This window comes from Halapricum desulfuricans (assembly GCF_017094465.1).
Lineage (GTDB): Archaea > Halobacteriota > Halobacteria > Halobacteriales > Haloarculaceae > Halapricum.
On the sequence record NZ_CP064791.1, the window covers coordinates 97,105 to 121,700 of the forward strand.

General features: G+C 65.0%; 26 protein-coding genes. 13 read left to right on the forward strand and 13 right to left on the reverse strand.

Annotation, left to right across the window (positions count from 1 at the left end; translation table 11 throughout):
* Positions 1-9 precede the first annotated feature (9 nt).
* Entirely contained in the window at positions 10-318 is a 309-nt protein-coding gene (locus HSEST_RS00510; protein ID WP_229121617.1) for a transcription initiation factor IIB family protein, read from the forward strand.
* Here HSEST_RS00510 and HSEST_RS00515 read toward each other — a convergent pair whose 3' ends face one another.
* The gene (locus HSEST_RS00515; RefSeq protein ID WP_229121618.1) at positions 319-810 is read right to left on the reverse strand and encodes a phosphopantetheine adenylyltransferase; all 492 of its coding nucleotides are present in this window, start codon (positions 808-810) and stop codon (positions 319-321) included.
* A gap of 124 nt (positions 811-934) precedes the next feature.
* On the opposite strand from HSEST_RS00515, the gene HSEST_RS00520 reads away from it, so the two are divergent.
* On the forward strand, positions 935-1,603 hold the full coding sequence (locus HSEST_RS00520) for a DUF7095 family protein (RefSeq protein ID WP_229121619.1): 669 nt from the start codon (positions 935-937) through the stop codon (positions 1,601-1,603).
* Here HSEST_RS00520 and HSEST_RS00525 read toward each other — a convergent pair whose 3' ends face one another.
* Positions 1,604-2,389 (reverse strand): class I SAM-dependent methyltransferase, encoded by a 786-nt coding sequence (locus HSEST_RS00525; RefSeq protein WP_418886523.1) that lies wholly within the window; start codon positions 2,387-2,389, stop codon positions 1,604-1,606.
* Between the two features lie 51 nt (positions 2,390-2,440).
* Complete coding sequence (locus HSEST_RS00530; RefSeq protein ID WP_229121620.1) at positions 2,441-3,274, reverse strand: deoxyribonuclease IV; 834 nt, start codon at positions 3,272-3,274, stop codon at positions 2,441-2,443.
* An 87-nt stretch (positions 3,275-3,361) separates the two neighbouring features.
* On the opposite strand from HSEST_RS00530, the gene HSEST_RS00535 reads away from it, so the two are divergent.
* Both HSEST_RS00535 and HSEST_RS00540 read left to right on the forward strand, forming a co-directional pair.
* A complete protein-coding gene (locus HSEST_RS00535) occupies positions 3,362-3,766 on the forward strand; it encodes a DUF192 domain-containing protein (RefSeq protein ID WP_229121621.1) in 405 nt (134 codons plus the stop codon).
* Positions 3,767-3,896: 130 nt separating this feature from the next.
* Complete coding sequence (locus HSEST_RS00540) at positions 3,897-5,453, forward strand: (R)-citramalate synthase (protein WP_229121622.1); 1,557 nt, start codon at positions 3,897-3,899, stop codon at positions 5,451-5,453.
* A 228-nt stretch (positions 5,454-5,681) separates the two neighbouring features.
* Here the strand turns inward: HSEST_RS00540 and HSEST_RS00545 are convergent, their stop codons facing one another.
* The 4 genes from HSEST_RS00545 to HSEST_RS00560 form a co-directional block, all read right to left on the reverse strand.
* A complete protein-coding gene (locus HSEST_RS00545) occupies positions 5,682-6,347 on the reverse strand; it encodes an MBL fold metallo-hydrolase (RefSeq protein WP_229121623.1) in 666 nt (221 codons plus the stop codon).
* A gap of 31 nt (positions 6,348-6,378) precedes the next feature.
* On the reverse strand, positions 6,379-7,197 hold the full coding sequence (locus HSEST_RS00550; RefSeq protein ID WP_229121624.1) for an aldo/keto reductase: 819 nt from the start codon (positions 7,195-7,197) through the stop codon (positions 6,379-6,381).
* Positions 7,198-7,266: 69 nt separating this feature from the next.
* Entirely contained in the window at positions 7,267-7,893 is a 627-nt protein-coding gene (locus HSEST_RS00555; RefSeq protein WP_229121625.1) for a MogA/MoaB family molybdenum cofactor biosynthesis protein, read from the reverse strand.
* 43 nt (positions 7,894-7,936) lie between these two features.
* Complete coding sequence (locus HSEST_RS00560; RefSeq protein ID WP_229121626.1) at positions 7,937-8,755, reverse strand: amidohydrolase family protein; 819 nt, start codon at positions 8,753-8,755, stop codon at positions 7,937-7,939.
* A 191-nt stretch (positions 8,756-8,946) separates the two neighbouring features.
* On the opposite strand from HSEST_RS00560, the gene thsA reads away from it, so the two are divergent.
* The gene (gene thsA / locus HSEST_RS00565) at positions 8,947-10,500 is read left to right on the forward strand and encodes a thermosome subunit alpha (protein ID WP_229122955.1); all 1,554 of its coding nucleotides are present in this window, start codon (positions 8,947-8,949) and stop codon (positions 10,498-10,500) included.
* Positions 10,501-10,656: 156 nt separating this feature from the next.
* Positions 10,657-12,786 (forward strand): CHAT domain-containing protein, encoded by a 2,130-nt coding sequence (locus HSEST_RS00570; protein ID WP_229121627.1) that lies wholly within the window; start codon positions 10,657-10,659, stop codon positions 12,784-12,786.
* On the opposite strand, the gene HSEST_RS00575 is transcribed toward HSEST_RS00570, so the two are convergent.
* Complete coding sequence (locus tag HSEST_RS00575; protein WP_229121628.1) at positions 12,783-12,923, reverse strand: DUF7503 family protein; 141 nt, start codon at positions 12,921-12,923, stop codon at positions 12,783-12,785. The genes HSEST_RS00570 and HSEST_RS00575 overlap by 4 nt on opposite strands.
* A gap of 252 nt (positions 12,924-13,175) precedes the next feature.
* On the opposite strand from HSEST_RS00575, the gene HSEST_RS00580 reads away from it, so the two are divergent.
* Positions 13,176-13,772, forward strand: coding sequence for a DUF7504 family protein (locus HSEST_RS00580; RefSeq protein ID WP_229121629.1), 597 nt, complete (start codon positions 13,176-13,178; stop codon positions 13,770-13,772).
* An 85-nt stretch (positions 13,773-13,857) separates the two neighbouring features.
* Entirely contained in the window at positions 13,858-14,379 is a 522-nt protein-coding gene (locus tag HSEST_RS00585; RefSeq protein ID WP_229121630.1) for a hypothetical protein, read from the forward strand.
* Positions 14,380-14,424: 45 nt separating this feature from the next.
* Here HSEST_RS00585 and HSEST_RS00590 read toward each other — a convergent pair whose 3' ends face one another.
* On the reverse strand, positions 14,425-15,195 hold the full coding sequence (locus HSEST_RS00590) for an SAM hydrolase/SAM-dependent halogenase family protein (protein WP_229121631.1): 771 nt from the start codon (positions 15,193-15,195) through the stop codon (positions 14,425-14,427).
* A 72-nt stretch (positions 15,196-15,267) separates the two neighbouring features.
* Entirely contained in the window at positions 15,268-15,825 is a 558-nt protein-coding gene (locus HSEST_RS00595; protein ID WP_229122956.1) for a nicotinamide-nucleotide adenylyltransferase, read from the reverse strand.
* A 206-nt stretch (positions 15,826-16,031) separates the two neighbouring features.
* On the opposite strand from HSEST_RS00595, the gene lonB reads away from it, so the two are divergent.
* Together lonB and HSEST_RS00605 are read left to right on the forward strand one after the other, a co-directional pair.
* Positions 16,032-18,212 (forward strand): ATP-dependent protease LonB, encoded by a 2,181-nt coding sequence (lonB, locus tag HSEST_RS00600; protein ID WP_229121632.1) that lies wholly within the window; start codon positions 16,032-16,034, stop codon positions 18,210-18,212.
* Positions 18,213-18,989, forward strand: coding sequence for a CPBP family intramembrane glutamic endopeptidase (locus HSEST_RS00605; protein ID WP_229121633.1), 777 nt, complete (start codon positions 18,213-18,215; stop codon positions 18,987-18,989).
* A 15-nt stretch (positions 18,990-19,004) separates the two neighbouring features.
* Here HSEST_RS00605 and HSEST_RS00610 read toward each other — a convergent pair whose 3' ends face one another.
* Entirely contained in the window at positions 19,005-19,466 is a 462-nt protein-coding gene (locus tag HSEST_RS00610) for an MGMT family protein (protein WP_229121634.1), read from the reverse strand.
* Positions 19,467-19,514: 48 nt separating this feature from the next.
* Entirely contained in the window at positions 19,515-19,736 is a 222-nt protein-coding gene (locus tag HSEST_RS00615) for a DUF4260 family protein (RefSeq protein WP_229121635.1), read from the reverse strand.
* Positions 19,737-19,814: 78 nt separating this feature from the next.
* Between HSEST_RS00615 and hmgA the strand changes: the two genes are divergently transcribed.
* Together hmgA and HSEST_RS14485 are read left to right on the forward strand one after the other, a co-directional pair.
* Entirely contained in the window at positions 19,815-21,026 is a 1,212-nt protein-coding gene (gene hmgA, locus HSEST_RS00620) for a hydroxymethylglutaryl-CoA reductase (NADPH) (protein ID WP_229121636.1), read from the forward strand.
* Between the two features lie 22 nt (positions 21,027-21,048).
* Entirely contained in the window at positions 21,049-21,180 is a 132-nt protein-coding gene (locus tag HSEST_RS14485; RefSeq protein WP_267491898.1) for a hypothetical protein, read from the forward strand.
* Positions 21,181-21,206: 26 nt separating this feature from the next.
* Here the strand turns inward: HSEST_RS14485 and HSEST_RS00625 are convergent, their stop codons facing one another.
* On the reverse strand, positions 21,207-23,012 hold the full coding sequence (locus tag HSEST_RS00625; RefSeq protein ID WP_229121637.1) for an ABC1 kinase family protein: 1,806 nt from the start codon (positions 23,010-23,012) through the stop codon (positions 21,207-21,209).
* 238 nt (positions 23,013-23,250) lie between these two features.
* On the opposite strand from HSEST_RS00625, the gene HSEST_RS00630 reads away from it, so the two are divergent.
* The gene (locus HSEST_RS00630; RefSeq protein ID WP_229121638.1) at positions 23,251-24,585 is read left to right on the forward strand and encodes an FG-GAP repeat protein; all 1,335 of its coding nucleotides are present in this window, start codon (positions 23,251-23,253) and stop codon (positions 24,583-24,585) included.
* Positions 24,586-24,596 lie beyond the last annotated feature (11 nt).

Genomic DNA, 24,596 nt, shown 5'->3' on the forward strand with positions numbered 1-24,596 from the left:
CGACGGTGCGTGTATCGCGCCCGCGACGCCGTCGAGAACGAGGAGTGGATCGCCGCCATCGAGGAGGCCAGCGAGCGGCTGGATCTCGGCACGGAAGCGCGCTCCCGGGCGGCCGATCTGTTCCTGACTAACACGCCGGATTCGGAGCGATCGAAGCGAGCCGTCCTCGCGGCCAGCGTGTACGTCGCGGCGCTGACCACGGGCGAACAGCGCTCGCAGAGTTCGGTCGCGGACGCGACTGGCGTCTCCCGACTGGCGATTCAGACCCGCTGGAAGGAGATCCTCGAATCGGCCGGCTTCGACGCGCCGGAGTGGTAGCTACTCCTCGATCGGCTTGCGTCCGTCGCGATCGGGCGTGCGGTTCCCGTGTTCGTCGATCTCCCCGCGGACGATCCGCGTGCTGGAGATGACGTCGCCGTCCTCGGCGTAGACGTGGTCGACGACCTCGATCTCAAGTGGCTCGTGGCCGCGCTCGCGGCGGATCTCGTTGATCCGGCGACCGCCGGTCTCGGTCTCGGGCGAGACGACGAGCGCGTCGAACTGCGGTTCCGTCGCGATGCCAGTCGGCTCGGCCAGCTCCCGAATCTCGAACTCCCGGTCGTACGATTCGGCGTAGGACTGTAGTTCCGCCCGGAGATCGTCCCGTCGTCGATCGAAACTGCGGACGTACCGATCCTCTTGGCGGGTGCGCGGCGCCAGTTCGTCGCTCGTGAGTCCGACGGTGACATCGCCCAGCTCGAACGCGCGTTCGAACAACGCCCGGTGGCCGTCGTGGATCGGATCGAACGTCCCGCCCAGCGCGACCTTCATATCACGGTCCAGGTTTGCTCCCGGTAAAGTGGCTTCGCTTCCGTCGATCCGTCCGCATCGTCGATCATGAGGGACTGTCACGATCGCGGCAACTGTTTTGCGTTTCGCGCCCTGAGCACAGTCGATGTCGGAGTTCGCACGCGAGGCGGCTATCGACCGCGTCGAGGCGATCGTCGAGACGGTCGCCTCCGAGACGATGCCCGTTCCGGTCCGGGAGGTGTGGGTCTACGGCGATATCGCGCTGGGGCTCGATCCCGTCGATCGACTCGACGTCTACGTCACGAAGGATCTGCTGTTCGGCCGGGACGAGGCGGCCGCTGAGCGCTTCCGAGACGCTCATGGCGTCGAGGGCATCGGCCGGACGGTCCGGGCCGAGTGGGCCGAGCAACACCCCGAGTACGTCCGAGCCAACTCCAGCGGTCACGTCGCCCCCGAGAAGTGTCTGGCCGCCCACTTGCTCGAGGCCGACGAACCGGTCCACCTGGAGGTGTGCAACGCCTCGTTCGAGGACAACGTTACCCAGCGCCTGGAGGGTGCGACGGCCCGCGGCGAGTACGAGCAGATCCTCGATCCGCGCGGGGTCTGCCTCTGGGTTAGCGACGGCGAGGGCAACAGCCGGCGGAGCGACGACGCCCTCGAGAAACTTTGCGGCGGCGAACTGGCCTTCCCGACGCTGTCGGAGTCGCTGTCGATGCTCGGACTCGACGACGGGGAGGCCACTGAAGCCGCCGAGGCCGTCCGGGCCTACCGCCAGCGCCAGGACGGCCGCTCGGTCCGTGGCGACGTGGTGTGATCAGACGCGACCCACAGTCACGTAGAACGGGACGACCTCCCGGCGGCGATACGCGCGCTCGCCCATCTGCTCGATGACGTCTCGCCCCATCGCACGCCATTCCTCGCGGAGCCGTTCGTAGGCCTCGGGTGAGTCGCCGGCGACGATCTCGGCGCGGTCGTCCGCGAGCCCGTCGCCGGTCGCCTTTCGCCGGGCGTCTTCCAGGGCCTGCTCGGAGTAGGGCGGCTCGACCGTCCGCTCGTGGTCGTACCGGCTCGTTCTGACACCCTCGAGTCCCGCGCTCTCGAAGTGCTCGCTGACGGCCGCCCCGAGCGTGACGTCGGTGTCGACGCCGTCGAGATACTGTTCGCGGGCGCGGCGGGCCAGCGACGGTTCGGCCGCGACTGTCGATTCGACCGTGACGGCCCCGTTGTCGGGTTCGATGGCGGCGACGCGATCCGAGGAGACCCGCGCGAGCTCTTCGACCGCGGCCGCGGGGTCGGGCAGGTTGATCAACAGCGCCTGACAGACGACCAGATCGAAGCTATCGTCCTCGAAGGGGAGTCGCGTGGCGTCACCGAGGACGGCCGGCGGTTCGAGATGAGCGAGGAGCCCGATATCGGCGTCACAGCCGACGACGGTGCCTGGGGTCTCCTCCCGGAGGACGCGCGTGAGTTCGCCGGTCCCACAGCCGACGTCGAGCACCCGCTCGCGGGTCTGTAGGGCCAGATCCGCAAGCGCCTCGCGGCTGTCGGCCCACATCCCCTCGCGGGTGGCTTCGAGGTACTCGGCGCTGAACTGGCGCACGGCCACGCTTGCGGGTCCGGAACAAAAAGCCGGCCGATCCGTCGGGACGGTCTATTTCTCCCCGCGCAGTTCGCGGGCACGCTCGACGTTCCAGGCGAAGCCCCGCCCGTCCTCGGTCGGGGTCTCCAGCACGAACGGGATGTCCCCGAGGGCGTCGTGAGAGACGACCGCCTCGATCCCGTCCTCGCCGATTGCACCTTCTCCAAGGTGGGCGTGTTCGTCCTTGTTCGTGCCACAGGCGTGTTTGGAGTCGTTGAGGTGGATACAGGCGAGGTTCTCCAGCCCGACCGCGCCGTCGAACTCCGTGATCGTCTCCCTGACGGCCTCGGGCGTCGAGAGGTCATAGCCCGCGGCGAACATGTGGGCGGTGTCCAGACAGACCTCCAGATCCTGCTCGGAGCGTTCGAGGACGGCCGCGAGATGTTCGAACTCCCCCCCGAGTTTCGTCCCGCTGCCGGCGTCGCTCTCGATCAGGACCGTCACGTCGTCGGGGATATCCAGTTCGTCCAGTGCGCTGGCGGCGTTGTCCAGCCCGCCCTCGACGCCCGCGCCCGTGTGCGCACCGAGGTGGACGTTGACGTACTCGATCCCCAACTTCGCGGCGGCTTCGACCTCTTTCTGCATCGAGTCGATCGATTTCGCCCGGAGGTCGTCTTTGGGCGTACAGAGGTTGACCAGATACGAGGAGTGGATGACCCACGGACCGACGCCTTCCTCGTCGGTTCGCTCGCGGAATGTCCGGGCCTCCTCGTCGCCGACGTTGGGGTCCTGCCAGACCTGCGGGGAGTGGCTGAAGATCTGCCCGCAGTTGCCGCCGTATTCGAGTTGCTCCTCGACGGCGTTGTCGACGCCGCCAGCGATAGAGGTGTGGGCTCCGATAAGCATACACTACCGGAGGGCGGGATCGACCAAAGGGGCTTCGAAGCCGGCGACGCCGACAGCGTTTTGCCCCCGGTCGTCGATACCCCTGCCATGCGTCTGGTCCACGAGGGCGACGAGGAGTCGGCCGTTCTCGCCAGTGACGTCGAGATCGCCGAGGGCTTCGTTCAGACCTCCAAGGGGCTGATGTTCCGGTCGTCGATCCCTGAGGAGTACGCGCTGGTCTTCGAGTTCGACGAGCCCGAGGGACTGTTCCCGGCTCTCGTCGAGGCGCTGCCGTACCTGGAGAACAGTGCCGTCGCGCGGCGATTCGTCCACATGCTGTTCGTCCGGATGCCGCTGGACGTGCTCTGGCTGCAGGGCCAGGAAGTCGTTCACGTCAAGACCCTGCGGCCCTGGATCGGGATCGGGATGGGCAACGCCGACCGGATCGTCGAACTCCCGGCCGGAACGGTCGACGAGATTGAGGTGGGCGATACGGTTCGACTGGAAACGTAGGTGACGACTCTGTCGAACCCAACAGCTTAATGAACGATCACCGCATACGGAGCGAGTACGATGTCGGATTCCCACGACACGGAGGATAGAGGAAGTCGCCACACGGCGGCTGGCCGCGAAATTCTACCCCATGACTGACGGCTCCGGTGACAGATCGAGGCTGTTTGGCACCAGCCTCGGTTCGTCGTCCGGACGACTCGAAGACGTACAGCTTCTCGATACGACGCTGCGTGACGGCGAGCAAGCCCCGGGTGTCTCGCTCACGCCCGAGGAAAAAGCCCGGATCGCCCAGTCGCTGGACGCGGCGGGCATTGACGTAATCGAGGCCGGCAGTGCGGTCACCGGGCCGGGCGAGCGCGAGACCATCTCCCGGGTGACCGATCTCGACCTGGACGCGACGGTCACCAGCTTCGCCCGCGGCGTCGAGAGCGACATCGACCTCGCGCTGGACTGTGGGGTCGACGGGATCAATCTCGTCGTGCCAGCCAGCGATCAGCACATCGAGGACAAGGTCGGAACCAGCCATCAGGCAAACGTCGATCAGACCGTCCAGCTGGTCGAGTACGCCAACGACCACGGGCTGTGGGTCGAGGTGATCGGCGAGGACGGTTCCCGCGCGGATCTGGAGTACCTCGAAGCGCTGATGGGTGCGGCGCTCGACGCCGGTGCGGACCGGGTCTGTTACGCCGACACCGTCGGCCACGCGACGCCGGACCGGACGATCGAGGCCGTCTCCCGCCTCGCCGAACTGGGCCCGACGAGCACGCACACTCACGACGACCTGGGCCTGGCGGTCACGAACGTCATGGCCTCACTGGCGGCCGGTGCGGATCTCGTCCATGGGACGATCAACGGCATCGGCGAACGTGCCGGCAACGTCGCCCTCGAAGAGGTGGCCATCGCCCTGGATCACGGCTACGGGATCGAGACGATGGACCTCACGCAGGTCTACGACCTGGCGCAGTTGATCGCCTCCAAGACCGGCATTCCGCTCGCACCGAACAAGGCCGTCGTCGGCGAGAACGCCTTCACTCACGAGAGCGGCATCCACACCGACGGCACCCTGAAAGACGAATCGATGTACGAGCCGTACCCGCCGGAGAAGGTCGGTCGGGAGCGTCGCCTGGCGCTTGGCAAACACGCCGGTCGCGCGGGCGTCGAGGCGACTCTGAACGAGCACGGGATCGACGTCTCGGAGGACGAACTGAACGAGATCGTCACCAGAGTCAAGGAGATCGGCGACCGCGGCAAGCGCGTCACCGACGCCGATCTGCTGACGATCACCGAAGACGTCCAGGACCGCGAGCGCGAGCGCCGCGTCGAGTTGCTCGATCTCACTGCCGTCTCCGGGTCGTCGGTACCGACCGCGAGCATCCGGCTGCAGGTCGACGGCGAGGTACGCGAGGAGGCTGCGACCGGGACCGGCCCGGTCGACGCCGCGATGAAGGCCGCCGAGGCCGCGCTCAGCCACACCGCCGACGCGCAACTGGAGTCCTATCACGTCGACGCGATCACTGGCGGTCACGATGCGGTCGTCACCGTCGAGGTCGAGATGTCCCGCGGTGACGACCACGTCACCGTCACCGCGAGCGAGGCCGACATCACTCGGGCCTCGATCGAGGCGATGGTCAATGCGATGGACAGACTGGTGGCCGGTGAAGACGACACCGTCATCGCTGACGACTAGCTACCACTTTTTCCCGCTCGGGTGCGCTCACTACGTTCGCACACCACTCGCGGCAAAAACTTGGGGAAAAACCCTGCTGGCTCGGCCCTCTGCCTCGCCAGCAGTGAAACGGCTCGCTCAGCAAGACTCGCCTCGCTCGACTTCGAAAACCCTCGTTATCGCTGCTCACTTTCCGAGGTTGCCGCAGATCTCTCGACACCCGCTGCATATCCGCACGGAAACCGTCTCTCACAACCGACCGGCCAGTTCCCGCAGTCGGTCGTGTCCCGCCCGGTTGAACGGGATGCCGTGTCCCATCGCGAGTGCCTCGACCGCCGGAAGTTCGCTGGCCAGTTCCTCGATGCTCGATCGGACCTGCCCGACGTCATCGCTCACCAGCCAGGGTGAGGCCACCAGATTGCCGTCCGATTCCCGGACCAGATCACCGACGAACGCGACCGACAGCGCTTCGCTGACGTAGGCGACGTGACCAGGCGTGTGGCCGGGAGTGTGGTGGATCGTGAACGACCCGATCGTATCGCCGTCGCCGACCGACTGGACCGGGCCGTCGGGTGTGGGGCAGAACGGGGCCGCGAGCCGCTGGGTGAACCCTTTTCGGGTGCGCCAGTTCGGTGTCCGGTCACCGGCGACCAGCGGGGCGTCGATCGCGCCGGCGTAGACGGGCGCGTCGATCCGGTTCAACGTGCCGACGTGGTCGACGTCGTAATGCGTCACCAGCACGCGATCGATGTCCTCGAAGACGTATCCGAGTTCCCTGAGCTCGCGCGCGAGCGGCCGGCGGGAGATGGGTGTCCCGGCGTCGATCAGTGTCACCGTCCCGTCGTCTTCGGCCAGGTAGGCGTTGACACCGCGGAGATCGAACCACCAGACGTCGTCGAGAAGCTCCGTCACCATACGCGGGCGTACTCGTGCCAGCCCCGAAAAGTCACACCATCGAGCGCAGGTAGGCCGCAGCCGTCCGGAGTTTCGACGGCTGGCGGATCTCGCGCATCTCGGCGTCGGTCAACTCGAAGTCGAACACGTCGAGATTCGCCTCGATGTGTTCGCGGCTGGTCGCCTTGGGGATCGTGACGACGCCGTCCTGCTGGAGCAACCACCGCAACGCGACCTGTGCCGGGGACTTGTCGTAGGCCGTCCCGATCCGTTCGAGAATCGGATCGTTCAGCACGCTCCCCCGAGCGAGCGGACTGTATGCCGTCAGGAGCACGTCGTGGACGCGACAGTAGTCCAGCAGTTTCCGCTGGTCCCAGTAGGGGTGATACTGCACCTGATCGGTGAGAATCGGCACGTCGCTGACCTCGCGGGCGCGTTTGAGTTTCTCGACGCCGAAGTTGCTCACGCCGACGTGGCGGACCAGCCCCTCCTCAACGAGGTCGGCCATCGCCCGCAGCGTCTGCTCGTGGTCGGCCCGCGTGAGGTAGTTCGGCTGGTGAATCAACAGCAGGTCGACGTAGCCGGTCCCCAGCTTGTCGAGACTCTCGCGGGTCGAATCGACCACGCGCTGGTAGGTCCGGTTGCGGGTGTCCAGTTTCGTCGTCAGGAAGATTTCCTCGCGATCGACGTCGGCGGCGGCGATGCCCTCGCCGACTTCCGCCTCGTTGCCGTAGGCCTGTGCGGTGTCGATGTGTCGATACCCCACTTCCAGGGCCGTCTCGACAGCGGTGGTGCAGTCCCGGCCGGTGAGTTGCCACGTCCCCAGGCCGAGCGCCGGTACCTCGACACCCCGGGCTGTCTCGTATTTCATGCGCTGATGTACGGTCCCGGGGGTCAAAATCCCCGGGTCTTCGGTACCTCCCGATGGTATTCGAAGCTGTCACGCCTGTCCGGCCAGTCCCGAGAGATGGCCGACGACCTCGACGATGATCTCCTCGGTCCCCAGCCGGACGGCGCTCTCGCTCCCGGGCAGACAGAACACGGGGACGCCGTCGGCGATGCCGGCGGTCGCGCGCGTCGCGATCGCTCGCGTCCCGATCTCCTCGTAGGAGAGCCGTCGGAACAGCTCGCCGAAGCCCGGCAGGCGCTTCTCGAAGAGTGGCTCGACCGCCTCAACGGTCACGTCGTCGGGCGTGACGCCCGTCCCGCCGGTCGTCACGACGGCGTCGACGTCCGAGCGGCCGACGAACCGGTCGACCGTCCCCTGGACGTTGTCGTAGGCGTCCTGCACCACGTCCCGCGTGACGATCTCGTGGCCCTCGCTTTCGAGGACGGCGACGATCACGTCTCCGGCCGTGTCCTCGGCTCGCGTCCGCGTCGAAGAGACAGTCAGCACCGCGACCCCAAGTGTATCCAGGTCGTGCGCGTGATGATCGTGATGGCCGTGGCCGTCGTCCCCAGACTGCTCGTGCGCGTGGCCGAGGTCGTTGTGCTCGGCACCTCCGGACTGGTCGTGTGTGTGCTGATCGTGGTCGCCTTCGGCGACAGTGTCGTCGTTGCCGGTCATACCCACGCTTCGAACGCGCGAGAGAAAAGCTTCCGCGAAAGCGTCAGAACGATCGCGGCGCGAGCTCTTCGAGGACCCGCCCGGCGTTGTTCGAGAAGGCCTTCCGCATCGCGTCTTCGGGCACGTCGAGCGTCAGGATCTCCATAATCGCGACGTTTGGATGCGAATCGGGCGCGCCGCTGCCGAAGAGGACGCGGTCCGGGTGCTCCATCAACGCCCGCTCCAGCGGCTCCCGAAAGCGGACGAAACTCGTATCGAGGTAACACCGATCGTACGCTTCGAGCAGGTCGATCGTCCGCTCCATCGACTCCCGATCGAGGGGGTAGCCCCCGAAACTCGCGACGATCGTCGTGATGTCCTCGGAAAGCAGCGTCTCGGCGAGCGCGTCCGGCGGAAACGCAGTGCCGGCGTGGACGAGTACGGGGAGTTCGACCTCCGCGAGCGCTTCGAGGACCTCCCCGTCCGGGAGCCCGTCGCGGGCCGGATGGACGACGAACCCCGCGAAACGATCGTCGTAGGCGTACTGCTCGATGTCCGCCGGAGCGGTGTGTTCTTCCGCCCGGGACGCCGTGAGGTTCCGCAGCTTTGAGCCGGCCCCGGTCCCGGGATCGAGCGCACCACTGATCCGCGCCAGCGGCACGAGCGGGCGCTCGACGCTCATCCGGGCGACGGCGTTGTTGGCCTTGAGATAGTCCCTGTCTCGCTCCGGGGGGTAGACGACCGACCGTACGATCCCCGCCTGATGCATCTCCCGTTCGAGCCGCTCGGGACCGCCGATCCCTCCTCGTGGCCGACGCTCCGCGTCCGGCTCCAGACGGGCGTTGACGTCTACGATCCGAAACCCGTGCTCCAGCTCGAGCATCTCTTCAGTGATGGAACGCACGAAGTATTAATACCCCTGTCCGTCGGCCCCATCTCGTCGTTCTACCCCCATCCAGTCCCCGTTGGTCGGCCGCGCCGTCGCCTCTGTATCACCGAACTCGATAGATTTATATAGAACCGCTAACGACCAATTAACCGAGGAATACAATCATGTCTAGTGGCCAGCGACGCATGGGCGGACAGCCCCTTTTCATCCTTGAGGAAGATACGGAGCGGACAAAAGGGGAAGACGCACAGAGTTCGAACATCTCGGCCGGGAAGGCCGTCAGCGAAGCCGTCCGGACCACGCTCGGTCCGCGCGGGATGGACAAGATGCTCGTCTCCGACGACGGCGACGTCGTCATCACCAACGACGGCGCGACCATCCTGGGCGAGATGGACATCGAGCACCCGGCGGCCCAGATGATCGTCGAGGTCGCCGAGAGCCAGGAAGAGGACGTCGGCGACGGGACGACCACGGCCTCGGTACTCGCGGGCGAACTGCTCTCGAAGGCGGAAAGCCTGCTTGACGACGACGTTCACCCGACGACGATTGTCGAGGGCTATCACGAGGCGGCCGGCCTCGCCCAGGACGCCATCGACGACGAGGTCATCGCGACGGATCTCGACGACGACCAGCTGCTGAAAGTCGCAAAATCCAGTATGACCGGCAAGGGGACCGGCGACATCGCCGGCGACGTGCTGGCCGAGATTGTCGTCGATGCGGTTCGTGCCGTCGACGGTGACGACGGCGTCGACCGCGACGCGATCTCGCTGCAGACCCATATCGGCGCCGCCTCTTCGGCGACGGAACTCGTCGAGGGCGTCGTCGTCGACGAGGAGCCGGCCCACGAGAACATGCCGCGCACCGTCGAGGACGGCGCCGTCGCCATCATCGACGGGGCCATCGAACTGCAGGACAGCAACGTCGACGCCGAGTACAACGTCACCAACGTCGACCAGCTCAACGCCGCGCTCGACGCCGAAGAAGAGGAGCTGCGCGGCTACGCCGAGACGATCGTCGATCTCGGCGCCGAGATCGTCTTCACGACCGACGACATCGACGACCGCGTGCAGGCCTACCTCGCAAAGGAAGGTATCCTCGCCTTCGAGGGCCTCTCCAGCGACGATCTGGCGTCGATCCGCTCCACGAGCGGCGCGACCCGGGTTAGCGGCGTCAACGCGCTCGAATCCGACGACCTGGGGACGGCCTCCGTCAGCGTCGAGTCCTACGGCGAGGACGAACTCGCCTTCGTTGAGGGGCCGGAAGCCGAGACCGTGACGGTCTTCGCTCGCGGCAGCACCGAGCACGTCCTTGATGAGGTCGAGCGCTCGCTGATGGACGCGCTGGACGTCGTGACGGCCGCGCTCGACAAGGGCGGCGTCGTCCCCGGTGCCGGCGCGACTGAAATCGCCGTCGCGGCACACCTCCGCGATCACGCCGCGTCTATCGAGGGCCGCAAGCAGCTCGCCGTCGAGGCCTTTGCCGACGCCGTCGACGTCCTGCCGCGCACCCTCGCGGAGAACACCGGCATGGATCCGATCGACGCGCTGGTCGATCTCCGCGCGGCCTACGACGGTGGCGACACCGCCGGCGTCATCTCCGAGGGCCAGACCGGTTCGGTCAAAGACCCGCTTGAGTACGGCGTGCTGGACCCCGCTGCGGTCAAACACGAGGCCGTCCACAGCGCGACCGAGGCCGCGACGATGATCGTCCGCATCGACGACGTCATCTCCTCGAGCTAATCCTCGGGCGTCTCTTTCTTGCAGCGATCGACTGAGTAGTCGGTCCCCGTTCCGGACCTGCTGCCGTACAGGCAGAACGTTTTTATCTGTGAATCTAGATATTTACAACGAGTTACCGCCCGCTGTACAGTCCCAGCAGCGCGAGCGAACAAATGTATGGGTTCTAATGAACCGCCGTTTCAGCCGCAGTTCGAACCCCTCAGAGCACCGCCGGGTATCCGACTCGTCGATCGGATCGACGGCGGCGAATTCACACTACTCACGCCGGACGCGTTCGATCCGATCCCCCGCGAGACGGATGTTTTCCCCGTTCCCGTCGACGGTGCGGTCGAAGCGAGCGTCGAGGAGTTGCGGACGCCGTATCTCGTCGGTGTGTGGGTCCGTGACGAGGACTTCGACCTCGTCGAGCAGGTGACTGGCGGCGAACAAGCGTCGCTGGGGCCGGGTCGATACGTCGTCGAGTTCTCGTCCGTCCAGTTGAAGGTGTATCTGTACGTCGAGGGGCGGTTCGACATCGACACGACGGACGACGCGGTGACGTTCTCGATGGGGAGCGCGACGGACGTACTGATCGGTGTTCGATCGTACCACGAGCGGCCGGCCCGAACGATCACGACGACCGAGAAGCCGCGCGATGTCATGCGCGCGATCTCACAGTTTCGGGCTGCCCTGAAGACGACGAGCCCGGAGCGATCGTTCCCGACGCTACGGGGACATCCACCGCTGGTCGAACTGGGCGAAGAGCTGTCGGTCCCAGCCAGCGCGGACGTTGCTCCGCCGTCGATGTCCATCGAACTTCCACTGCGGTGGGATCGGATACTCCCCGTCGGATCGCTCGCGTACTACCTCGACGCCGAGGTCGTTCCGGGGACGGAACCGCGCCTCGTCGCCGGTGGCGACCACGTCCCCCTGCTCGGCGAACACGGGTTCGAAGCGCGCGTCGCACGGATTCTCAAGCACGTCTTCACGCTGGACGCGATCACGCGGACCGAGGGACTGTACGACGTCGAGCTTCACGAGCGGTCCCTGGTCGAGGATCGGATCAGCCACGATTTCGGCGAGCTGTACGAGATGCCGCTCGCGGATCGCGTTCGGGCGTATCTCGATATTCCGTTCGAGGTCGTCGAACCGGCGACGCCCGAGTGGAAGCTCACGGCCGACATCGAGCCGGACGCGTCGAACGTCCCGGTGCTCCCGTTCGTGGCGCAGGACCTGGCCGTCGTCAGGGTGCCCACGAACGACGACATCGAGTCGCGGATCGTGGAGGAACCGTCACCCGACGTCGAGCGGTTCTTCCGGGACGAGCCGGTGCTGGTGCGTGGCAGTACCCGCCCGGTCCGATCGAGCGAAGAGCCGGAGCATAGCGCAGCGTCCGACCGGGTCTTCCGCCCGGAGTCGACTGACAGCCTGATGCAGACGTTCGTCGGCGACGGGATTCCGATGGGCGCGACGAAGATGACGCCCGAAGCGTTCCGCCGGCGGCTCGACTACGAACCCGCGGAGTCCGGCCGGATCCGCGTCGACATCGTGAACAACGAGGCGACGATGAGCGACGAGTCGAGCGTCTCGGACGTCTACGGGGCCCGCGAGTGGGTCGAGTTCGACGTCACGATCCACGAGGAATTGACCAAGGCCGAACTCGCCGACGTACTCCAACAGGAGACCGACTTCTTCCACTACATCGGCCACGTCGAAGACGACGGCTTCCGGTGCTCGGACGGGCTCCTCGACGCCCGGAACCTCGCTTCGGTCGATGTCGGCGCGTTCCTGCTTAACGCCTGCAACTCCTACGAGCAGGGTCGGGCGCTCGTCGACAGCGGAGCGCTCGGCGGCATCGTCACCCTGGCGACGATCCCGAACCCGACGGCGACGCGGATCGGCAAGCACCTCGCGCGAATGCTGAACACCGGATTCTCGATCGCAACTGCGCGGTCACTGCTGGAGAAAGACGAACAACTCGCAAGTCGATATATGGTGGTCGGTGACGGGCACTCGAACGTCGTGGAGAGTAAATCTGGGGGACCTCTATTATATGAAATAACTTTTGTATCTGATAGCGGAATGAAGATGGACATCAGAGGATATCCTTCATCTCAACACTCAGTGGGCGGTCTTAGAAATTGGAATATTAAAATTCCTGTCACAAGCTGTATTAGCCCGATATATCTTAAAGATATTAAAATCGGAAAGGATATATTTGAAAAAATATCTGACCTAGACCAGTATCCGATTTTATATGAGGATAACCTACTGTGGAGCGATGAAATCGATCTCAGTCGATTTTAGGGGCCGTACGTGACGTTTGCAGCACCGGCCGCTGCTGCCCCAGCCTGCGTCAGCAACAGGAGCGTGGTGAACAGGACGCCGATCATTTTCGGATGCTCTGCGAGGAACGCCTTGACCTCCGATTCTGGGTGGCTCATAGCCACCTGCAAATTTTTTCCAGGGATGAAAGTAGATTTCTAAATACATCTTATAACTACATATTTAATGTAACTATTTTTAATGTCAAACATATAATCGCACTACTATAAATAGCCGCGAACCCGGGGAAACGGACCGATCACGCTGCTCATCTATTCGTCCTCCCGTAACTTACTTAATTGTTAGTATTGTAATGGATAGTAGATTGGAAATGAGAGGTCGCAACCGGTCTTATGAGGAGGGATGCTACTGTGAGCGATAACTCCTCTTCGGAGGTCGCGAGTCACGAATCGCCGTCGAACGTCCTCTGTGCGTGTCCTGCCGTCAGTTCGTCGAGAGGCGCTCACTGCCGGAATCTGTTGACCCGGGAGGGGACACCCGGAACGGTCATCGGCGTCACAGTCGCGACGTCGCCCGGCGAACGCCTGGCCGAATGGCGCGACGCGATCGACCCCTCGGCCACGCAGTTGTCCTTCGTCGACGTCACTCACGGCGGTCGCTCCGCGGCGATGTCGTCCGACGGTCTCGGCGACTGGGACCGGACGCCCGCTGATGTCGTCGAAATCGAGGAGATGGACCTCCGTCGACTCGGGACCGAAATCACGTCGCAACTGCAACAGGCGTCCGAGACTCCTGTCGTCCTCTGTTTCGACTCGCTGACTGACGTTCTCCAGTTCGAGTCCCAGGAACGGATCCATCGATTCCTGAACGTTCTCACGGCCCGTGTCGAGGAAACTGGTGCGTACGCACACTACCACATCGACTCGGACGGGCACGCCGATCGAACGTTCGAAACGCTGGCACCGGTTTTCGACGAGACCGTCTCGGCTGGGGCCGAATGGGGATAAGGCAGTTCGTCCCCGCCGCTCTCGCTCTCCTATCCCTGACTTTTCCCGGTCGATTTTTCACCCTGCCGTCGGTACCACGGATACGATGACTGCCGCGCCCGATGTCGTGTTGGTCAGTTCCTCCGACGAGAAACAGCGGCGCCTGATCACGAACGCGCTCAGAGATCGGCTGCCGGTTCGAACCGCCACGGGTGCCGAAACGACCGCCGCGAGTCTCGACGCCTCGATCGCTGTCGTCGTCGTCGACGCCACCACCGTCGACCTCTCCGTGGGTGCGCTCGATACGGACGACGAGCGTACGTTCCATCAGGTGCTGTGGCTTGACCGCTCCGCGGAGACGACTGCCGAGCAGGTCGATGCTGTTCTCGACCGGGATGCGTCGGGCGAAGCGATTCGGACCACCGTCGAGCGGTTACAGCTTCGCGCTCGGTACGACTGGCTACTCACCACGTTCTACGAACTCGCCGCTGTCGGGGAGAGCACGGACACTGCATCGGACACCGCACACGACCGCGAACAGGAACTCGAAGCGATCAAACGCGAACTCGACCGGGTCGCGGCGCAACTCGACGACAGCGATGCGTTCGACATCGCACTCGACGAGTGACCAACGACTCCATGCGGTTTTGCTGCGAGCGCGCTTTCGTGACAGCTACTGACCGCCGCCCGTCCAGCGCAGTCGAACCCGCGATCCGGGGCTGACCGAGAACCGTTCGTCCCCTCGACCCCGATTGACGGCCAGTTCGACGTTGCCGTGGCTGCCGACCGTCACGAGACGGCTCCCCGCTTCGACTGCGGCGTAGGTCTGACGAGCCGGTGCCCATACGCCGTTGACAGTCACGTCCGAGCCGAACCGCTCGGCGAGGTACTCGCCGGGCACGTTCGTGATCGCGTTCCCGAAGCCGTCAACGACCAGCACTTCGCCGGCGACTCCGTCCGCACGCTCGGTCGGTTCCGGGAATCGCAAGTCGACGTATTCCGAGACGTGTGCGAATCGCTCGCCGGTCTCGAAGGCGTCGACGCCCATCTCGTGGATGGTCGCCGCCGCCGGCGCGAACACGTCCCGGCCGTGGAAGGTCGTGCTACCGGGGTCGTCGTAGTCGATCTCGAAGACCGAAACGTCATCTGCGAGTTGCCGGGCGGCCGGCAGGAGCACGCCGTTGTCCGGGCCGACGAGGACGTGCTCGCCGGCGCGAACCGCGACCGCAGCCCGTTCGGTCCCGACACCGGGGTCGACCACGACGCAGTGTACCGCCGGCGGGAAGTACGGCAGGACCTCCCGGAGCCAGAAGGCCGCGGCCTCGACGTCCTGCCGCGGGAAGTCGTGGGCGATATCGACGATCCGGGCGTCGCTGTGCCGGAGGATCGTGCCTTTCATCGCCGCCGGATACGGCGATCCGAAGTCGGAACTCAGTGTGATCATTGCCAGTCCGTAGGAACGCTCGCGGCTTAGCTGTGCAGGTGCCGTGTCGCCCGGACGCGTGGGGCGTCGTGATCACTCGCTGTCGACGTGTGCGGCTTCCCAGCGCTCGGCGACGTCGTCCTGTGCGACGGTGTTGAGCCGCTGGACGCCGTTGATCTCTTCGATCACGTCGACGACGGGGTCGGGCACGCGGCCGCGCCAGGGGTCGCCGCCGATAATGCTCTCGCGGATGTCGGTCCCCTCCAGGCGCTCGCGGTCGAACATCGGGGACTGGTTGACCTCGATGCCGCTCTCCTCGAACAACTGGATGACTAGCGGGTTGTTCGAGTAGACGACGTCGAAGTCGGGGCACATGCTCTCGACGTGGCTGACCCAGACGGCGTTGCGTTCGATGTCTTCGATCGGGACGACGTAGGTGACCAGGCCGTGCTCTCGCTCGAACTCTCTGACTGCCTTGGTGAGCATCATGATCCGTTCGCCCGCCGTGAACGGGTTCTTGACCGTATGCGAGACGTCCGCGCTCCCGATGCCGAGCACGAGTTCGTCGACTTTCTCGGCGATGTGCTCGATCATCGTGTGGTGGCCGTTGTGGTACGGCTGGAAGCGACCGATATAGAACCCGCGAGTCATGACTTTGCTGAATACGTCGGTGCGACGTTTCATAAACTCCCCGAGTCGCTCGGACGGCCCGCAAACACTTTCATCCGGTGATGAGATGGGAGAATATTGGCGTTTCGGCCGCTCTTCTCTGTCGGCGTTGGAGACGGCTCGTTCGTCCGAGGGGAGAAAGTATATCAGTCGACAGACCTTGACCATTGGTGACAGCAACGACTAGAATGAACGAACACACAGACACTGACGACGTCCCCGACGAAGACGGCGCGGCGGCCGACAGCGAGTCGGAACGTGCCGTCGACGACGAGGCCGAGGAGTCGCCCCCTCGGACGGGACGCGACGAGACCGTCGAATCGACCGCCGACGAGGTCGAGACAGGCGAGGAGACGGCGGCGGATCCGACTGCCGATGCTGCCGACGGCGACGCCGAATCCGATCCCCGCTCGGATGGTGACGACTCCGTGACCGATCTCGGCAGCGACGTCACCGTCGAGGGCGAGGAGGCGACAGTCGCGGAGGACGACGAGAACCTGCTGGGTGGTCTCGACGTCGAGACGACAGAGGAGATCGAGGTGCCCGACCGCCTGGTCGATCAGGTCATCGGGCAGGACCACGCCCGGGATATCGTCAAGAAGGCGGCCAAGCAGCGCCGTCACGTGATGATGATCGGCTCGCCCGGGACGGGCAAGTCGATGCTCGCGAAGGCGATGAGCCAGCTGTTGCCCAAGGAGGATCTGCAGGACGTTCTCGTCTATCACAATCCTGACGACGGCAACGAGCCGAAGGTTCGGACGGTGCCCGCCGGCAAGGGTGAACAGATCGTCGACGCCCACAAGGAGGAAGCCCGCAAGCGCAACCAGATGCGGTCGTTCCTGATGTGGATCATCATCATCGCCATCTTCGGCTACGCGCTGTTTTTCGCCCGGAGCATCCTGCTGGGCATTCTCGCGGCCGGGATCGTCTTCCTCGTCTTCCGCTATATGAACCGCGGATCCGACGCGATGATTCCGAACCTGCTGGTCAACAACGCCAACCAGCAGATCGCCCCCTTCGAGGACGCGACCGGCGCTCACGCCGGGGCACTGCTGGGCGATGTCCGCCACGACCCCTTCCAGTCCGGTGGCATGGAGACGCCCAGTCACGACCGCGTCGAGGCCGGTGCGATCCACAAGGCCAACAAAGGCGTGCTGTTCATCGACGAGATGAACACGCTCGACATCCGGTCCCAGCAGAAGCTGATGACCGCGATCCAGGAGGGCGAGTTCTCGATCACGGGCCAGTCCGAGCGCTCCTCGGGTGCGATGGTCCAGACCGAGCCCGTCCCGACGGACTTCATCATGGTTGCAGCGGGCAACCTCGACGCCATGGAGAACATGCACCCCGCCCTGCGCTCTCGGATCAAAGGCTACGGGTACGAGGTGTACATGGACGACACCATCGAGGACGAACCGGAGATGCGCCGCAAGTACGCTCGGTTCGTCGCCCAGGAAGTCGAGAAGGACGGCCGCCTGCCCCACTTCACACAGGAGGCCGTCGAGGAGATCATCCTCGAAGCCCGCCGGCGCGCCGGCCGGAAGGGTCATCTCACTCTCAAGCTGCGTGACCTCGGCGGGTTGGTCCGCGTTGCGGGCGACATTGCCCGCGCAGAGGACAAGGACTTCACCGAGCGCGGGGACGTGCTGCAGGCGAAACGCCGCTCCCGTTCGATCGAACAGCAGTTGGCGGACAACTACATCGAACGCCGCAAGGACTACGAGTTGACCGTCAACAAAGGCGACGTGGTCGGTCGCGTCAACGGCCTCGCGGTTATGGGCGAGGACAGCGGGATCGTGATGCCCGTCATGGCCGAAGTGACGCCCAGCCAGGGCCCCGGCGAAGTGATCGCGACCGGGAAACTCCAGGAGATCGCGGAGGAGGCCGTCCAGAACGTTTCGGCGATCATCAAGAAGTTCTCCGACGAGGACATCTCCCAGAAGGACATCCACATCCAGTTCGTCCAGTCCTACGAGGGCGTCGAAGGCGACTCCGCATCGGTCACCGTGGCGACGGCCGTGATTTCGGCGCTGGAGGACATTCCCATCGAACAGGACGTGGCCATGACCGGGTCGCTCTCCGTGCGCGGGGACGTGCTGCCGGTCGGCGGCGTCACCCACAAGATCGAGGCCGCGGCCAAGTCCGGGATCGACCGGGTGATCATCCCCGCGGCCAACGAGCAGGACGTGATGATCGAGGACGAGTACAAGGACCAGATCGAGATCATCCCCGTCCAGCACCTCTCGGAGGTCCTGGAGGTCGCGCTGGCGGGCGAACCCGAGAAGGACTCGCTGGTCGATCGCCTGCGTTCGATCACCGGCCAGGCGCTGGATCGCCAGGTCGGTCCCGGATCGCCCAGCCCCCAGTAGATGGCTGCACCCCAGTGGGCCGCCTTCGTCGGGCTCACTGGACTCGTTGTGACGGCGTTTCTCGTTCTCGCGTGGCTCTCCGCCGGAGCGGTTCGTGACCCGCCGACGATCGACTGGCGGTTCACGCCGGTCGGCGTCGATCCGGGCGTCCAGTCGCGACCCGTGGTCCACACGAGGATGCTCCATCCCCAGCTGGAGAGTATCTCGACGGCGTCGCTACTGGCCAACGTCGCGGTCACGCAGGGACTGTTCGCCGTCGTACTCGTCGGTGGTGCTGTTGCCTTTTCGATTCCGCCCCGAGCCTTCGGCCTCGGTGCCGGGGTCACGAGCGGGCGGGCCCTGCTGTTGGGACTCGCACTCGGGGCCGGACTCTGGGTGGCAAACGAGGCCAGCGCCCGCGCGCTCGACGTGGCGGGTATCGAGTACGACGAACGTCTCAGGGCGATGCTCGCCCCCGACTCGCTCGCCGGCTGGGTCGTCCTGCTCGGCGTCGCGCTGCCGACGATCGCCGCTGTCGAAGAGTTACTCTTTCGGGCGGCGGCGATCGGCGTCGTCGCGGCCGGCTTCGACCTGTCACCGTGGCCCCTGGTCGTCGGCTCCTCGGTCGCCTTCGGGTTGGGGCACGGCGCGCAGGGCCGGGCCGGAATCGCCGTGACCGCCATGCTCGGAACTGTTCTTGCGAGCGCGTTCGTCCTCTCGGGGAGTCTCCTGGTAGTCGTCGTCGCGCACTACCTGGTCAACGCGCTGGAACTCGTCGTTCACGAGGGACTCGCGTGACTCCGGCAACCCACCTCACAGCCCCTCGATCCGCCGGAGCTGATCGACGACGCCGCTCGGGGCAGCCGACGGCCCGTCGCGCACCCGGTGGTCCGGGAGCAACAGCGGCGCTGGATTCTCCCCGAGGGCCGTGCGGACGGTCTCCCGGTCGTTCGCCTCCTCCGGATCGAGTCCCGGCGTCATCCGCGCCAGTTGCTCGACACTCACGTCCTCGCCGTAGGGGACCTCTCGGAGCGTCTCTAGCACTGATCGACGATCGGTCGGGACGGTGAGTGCGACCGTGACGTCCGCGAAGTCGTCGCGCTCGCCTCCCAGGTAGGCCTCGATCCGATCCAGCAGCGGGTGGTCGCTCCCGGCCTGCTCGTCCGGCGATTCGGGGAACGAGAGCGCGAGGATGCGCTCCCCCGCGACGCCGATCTGGACGTGGCGGTCGAGAACGTCCGATTCGCGTGCGTAGATCCCGGCAGCGTCGTTCATGTCGGAACTGTCGGTCGTCACCGACTTGAAGGCTCCGCGCTCGCACTCTCACTCGTGGTCGACGAACGCGGAGACTGGCGCGGGCTGGATCGAGAGGTGGGTATCTTTGAATCCGCTCGAATACTTCAGCCCGTAGCCGACCATCGCCAGATCGGGAGCGAGCGCGAGGACGACGAGCAGCCACAGTGGCCCGTCGAGAACGAAGAACGCGGCGAGTGCACTGACGAAGACGGTCACGCCCTCCAGTCGCAGGTAGGTTCGCGGCTCCATGGCGAAACGTCGGCGCTCTCCCGGAAAGATCCATCGCCGAAAGCAACGTTTAGGGTCGCGGGACTGCCATCTGTTGGCATGCCAAGCGCAGCAGACCTCGCCGAGCGCGTCAGGGAGGGCGACCTCCGGCTGTACGAACTCGAAGATCATGCCGACGCCGACACGGCGGCCGCGGCCCGCCGACAGCTCCTCGCGGAGGAAGTCGGGGCCGACCTGGAGACGGTCGGGGACTACTCGTTCCCGGGCGAACGCGCCGAGCCCAACATCGAGAACATGATCGGCGCGGCCCAGATCCCGATGGGCGTCGCCGGTCCACTCCCCATCGACGGCTCGGCGGCCGCGGACGACTTCTACGTTCCGCTCGCGACGACGGAAGGGGCACTCGTCGCCAGCGTCAACCGCGGGATGGGCGCCATCCGCAACGCCGGCGGTGCCAACGCCGAGGTCCTGAAGTACGGGATCACCCGCGCGCCCGTCTTCTCGGTCGCGGACGTCACAGAGGCCGCCGAGGTTGTCGAGTGGGTCGAGGACAACGAGGACCTCATCGAAGAGGTCGCTGAGGAGACCGACCCACACATCGAGTACCAGGACGTCACGCCCTACGTCGTCGGCGACAACGTCTTCCTCCGGTTCGATTTCGACACCGGCGACGCGATGGGGATGAACATGGTGACCATCGCCAGCCGGTCGGTCGCCGAGACGATCGAGGCAGAGACGCCGGCCTCGCTGGTCGCGGTCTCGGGCAACCTCTGTACCGACAAAAAGCCCGCCGCGATCAACGCCGTCGAGGGCCGCGGGTACACGGTCGCCGCCGACGTCGTCATCCCGAGAGCCGTCGTCGAGGACCGCTTCGGGACCACGCCCGAAGCCATCGCCGAGGTCAACACCCGAAAGAATCTGGTCGGCAGCGCCAAGGCCGCCAGTCTGGGGTTCAACGCTCACGTCGCTAACGTCGTCGGCGCGGCCTTCCTCGCGCTGGGTCAGGACGAAGCCCACGTCGTCGACGGCTCGAACGCGATCACGAGCGTCGAGGCCCGCGAGGACGGCCTTTACGCCTCTGTGACTTTCTCCTCGCTGCCGGTCGGCACCGTCGGCGGCGGAACCGGCCTGCCGACCCAGTCCGAGGCGCTCGAGGTGCTCGGCCTCGCCGGCGGTGGCGACCCCGTCGGGACGAACGGCGACGCGCTGGCGGAGGTCATCGCCGCGGCGGGACTCGCCGGCGAACTCTCGCTGCTCGGCGCGCTCGCCGGCCGACACCTCGCCAGCGCCCACGAGGAACACGGACGGTAGGCGAGGGCCAGGATAGCCCGCCATGACTCACGACACGCCCGGCGACGACACCGACGACTTGCGGTGGTGCGAGCACTGCCAGCTTTCGGTCGAGCCGGTTGCGGGTGATTCAGGGCCCGAGTGTCCGGCCTGTGGTGCCAGTCTCAACGAGTAATCTCGGCTCAAATCCGATGACCCCAGTCACTTACCGCGTCCCTGCTCGCCTTTGCCCTGTCTTCGTCCCTGGAGGCTGCGCTGGGCCATCGCGGTCCCAGCCTGGACGTCCCGGTGCGGTCCCGTCGTCCGAAACGAGCGCTTCGTGAGCACGCCGAGCAGCAACGCCGCGCCGCCGGCCACGACCGCCCACAATCCGCTGCCGACGCCGTACAGCCCTGCGGTGGCGACGACGGCGGCGCCGGTCGCGCTCCCGAACACGACCTGGCGGGCCAGGCGACTGAACACGCCGTTCTCTGACTCGATGTCCATCGACGTGCGGAGCGCGCCGCGCTCTGCTCGATCCAGTGCTGCGTCGAGCTGTCCCGGAACCCGGCGCACGCCCCGTTCGAACTCGACTACGCGCGAGCGTACTTCCCCGCGAACCCGGTCCGCGGTCCCGGTCTCGGTCGCCCGATCGGCGACGTACTCCTTGAGGACGTCGATGAAATCGAAATCGGGATCGAGCGTCCGACAGACCCCTTCGAGGACGCTCGAAACCCGGACGACGAGCGCGAGGTCCTGGGGGAGACGCATCGGCATCTCCTGCATCCTCCCCTGGAACTGCTCGAAGAGCTCGGCCACCCGATACTGGCTGATGTCCTCGCCGCGGAAACTGTCCAGCACGAGCTCGAACCCCTCGGCCATCAGCTGTCGGTCTGCAGCTGGATCGAGTGCACCCATCGCGACGAACGCGTCGATCATCCGATCGACGTCGTCCTCGGCGACGGCGACGTAGAACTCGAACAACTGCTCGCGAGTCTGCTCGCCCAGTCGCCCCGCCATCCCGAAGTCGTAGAAGACGATCGTTCCGTCCTCCTGGACGGCGAGGTTGCCCGGATGAGGGTCGGCGTGAAAGAGCCCGTGCTCGACGATCATTCGCATGTATGCGTTTTCCAGCCGTTCGACCAGCGCCGACCGGTCGATCCCCCTTCGATCGAGCGCGTCCAGGTCGGTGATCTTGACGCCCTCGACGTACTCCATGACGAGCACGCGATCGGTCGAATACTCGCTTTCCACGTCCGGCAGGCGGATCTTCGGATCGTCGGCGAAGTTCTCGGCGATCCGTTCGAGCGTCTGGGCCTCCAGTTGGTAATTCATCTCCCGGCGGATCGAGGTCGCAAATTCCTCAGTGATGTTCTCTAGGGTGAACTGCTGGGACGGGGACGAAAACCGGGCCAGTATGGGAACGAGTACCGACAGCACCCGGATGTCGGCTTCGACCCGCCGCCTGATTCCCGGCCGCAGGACCTTCACTGCCACCCGGTCGCCATCGAGTCGCGCGGTGTAGACTTGCCCGAGACTCGCGCCGCTGATCGGCTCGCGGTCGAACGACTCGAACACGGATTCGACGTCGCCGATTTCCTCGTCCAGCAGCGGTTCGATGTCGTCCCAGGGATCGGGCGGGACCCGGTCCTGCAGTCGGGACAGCACGTCCACGTACGCCCCCGGGAGCACGTCCGGGCGCGTCGAGAGCAACTGTCCGAGCTTGATGAACGTCGGGCCCAGCGAGACGAACGCCGAAAGCAGGAACTCGGCGCGTTCGCGGCGCTGGTCCTCGGTGACATCGCGCCCGCCACCGAACAGTAGGAAGCGCCGACGGTCGCGCCACCACTTGATCGCCAGCGGCAGGAACGTCTTGACGACGATCAGCAGCCGCCACAGCGCGCGCAACCGAACCCCGAATCCGACGGACTTGCCGTCGCTCGCGGGCGGCCCCTGCCCGCTGGTACGGGCCGCCCGAGAGCCGGCCACTGATTCCGGACCGGATCCGTCTGGTGAGCCGTTGTCCATCGCTTTGGAGGTTACACGGGCCCGCCGGCCTTGTAGGTTGGCTCTGGCGGTTGATCGACTGATACGACTATTAGTCCGTCTCACTGTCGCCAGTAGCTGATTGTCGCCGGACTCCCGCTGTAGACCAGGTCGTTGCTCGGAACGCTGTGCGAGCATCTCGGCTGAGACCGCAAGCCCTACTCTCGCTTGAGATCTTATTTATCGGTGGATTCTTATATTTTATTCCCAATATAATATCATGGATCAGAAGAGACGGCGAGTCCTTCGGATCGCGGGAATGACGGGTGCTTTCGCTATTGCTGGCTGTAGTTCCAACGGATCTGACGACGATCTTGATAGCGGTGGAACCACGCCTCTCGCGTCGTCCGAGACATCGACGGAAACGCCGTCTCCAACTAGACATCCAACGCGAGAGTGGAAACTCGTCGTTAGCGACGGAGATTACGGTGACTTTATCGGGCAGTCCGTTGCGGTGGATGGCGATACTGCTGTCGTTGGGGCCCCAGAGGATAACAACCAGAACGGGGATACTGCCGGCTCGGCGTACGTGTTCTCCCGTGATAGCGACGGGTGGACTCAGCAGGTAAAACTCATCGCTGACGATGGCAACAGCCAAGATCGGTTCGGGAAGTCTGTCGCAATGGATGGCGACACAGCCGTTGTTGGGGCCATCGGGGATGAGGATCCGAATGGGCCGGGTGGGGGTTCGGCGTACGTGTTCACTCGTGATGGCGATAGGTGGATTCAGCAGGCGAAACTCGTTCCTGATGACGGCGGCAAGACAGACTATTTCGGATTTTCCATCGCCATAGACGGTGACACCGTCGTTCTCGGGGCCTTTGCAGATAACGATCCGAACGGTTCCAGGGCTGGCTCGGCGTACGTGTTCACCCGTGATGGTGGTAAGTGGGCCCAGCAGGCGAAGCTCGTCGCTAACGACGGTGACAGTGGTGACGGATTTGGGTGGTCTGTCGCGGTGGACGGCGACACTATCGTTGTCGGAGGCAATCAAATCCAGATTTCGCCCGAGCCTGGTGCGAACTCGGCGTACGTGTTTGCCCGTGATGGTGACACATGGACCCAGCGGGCGAAACTCACTGCCGACGACAGTGACGACGGAGATCGGTTTGGGGAATCCGTCGCGGTGGATGGCGACCTTGCCATTGTTGGGGAAAGTCAAACTAATCGTGCAAATGAGCCTGGATCCGGCTCTGCGTACGTGTTCGCTCGTGATGGCAGCAGGTGGACTCAGCAGGCGAAACTCACTGCTGACGACGGTGCTAGTGGTGATGGATTCGGGTGGTCCGTCGCAATGGACGCCGGGACGGCTGTTATCGGGGCCATCCGGGACGACTTGAAAATGAAAAGAGACGTTTCTGGCTCTGCGTACGTGTTCGCCCGTGATGGCGGCAAGTGGACCCAGCAGGCGAAACTTACTGCTGATGACGGTGACACCGGTAAAGGATTCGGGTGGTCTGTCGCAATTGATGACAATATGGCTGTTGTCGGGACTAACCAGGTCTTGAGCGAGGGATTGGATTGGCACGTATCAGCATATATCTTTGATTTATAATCCGTCTGTCA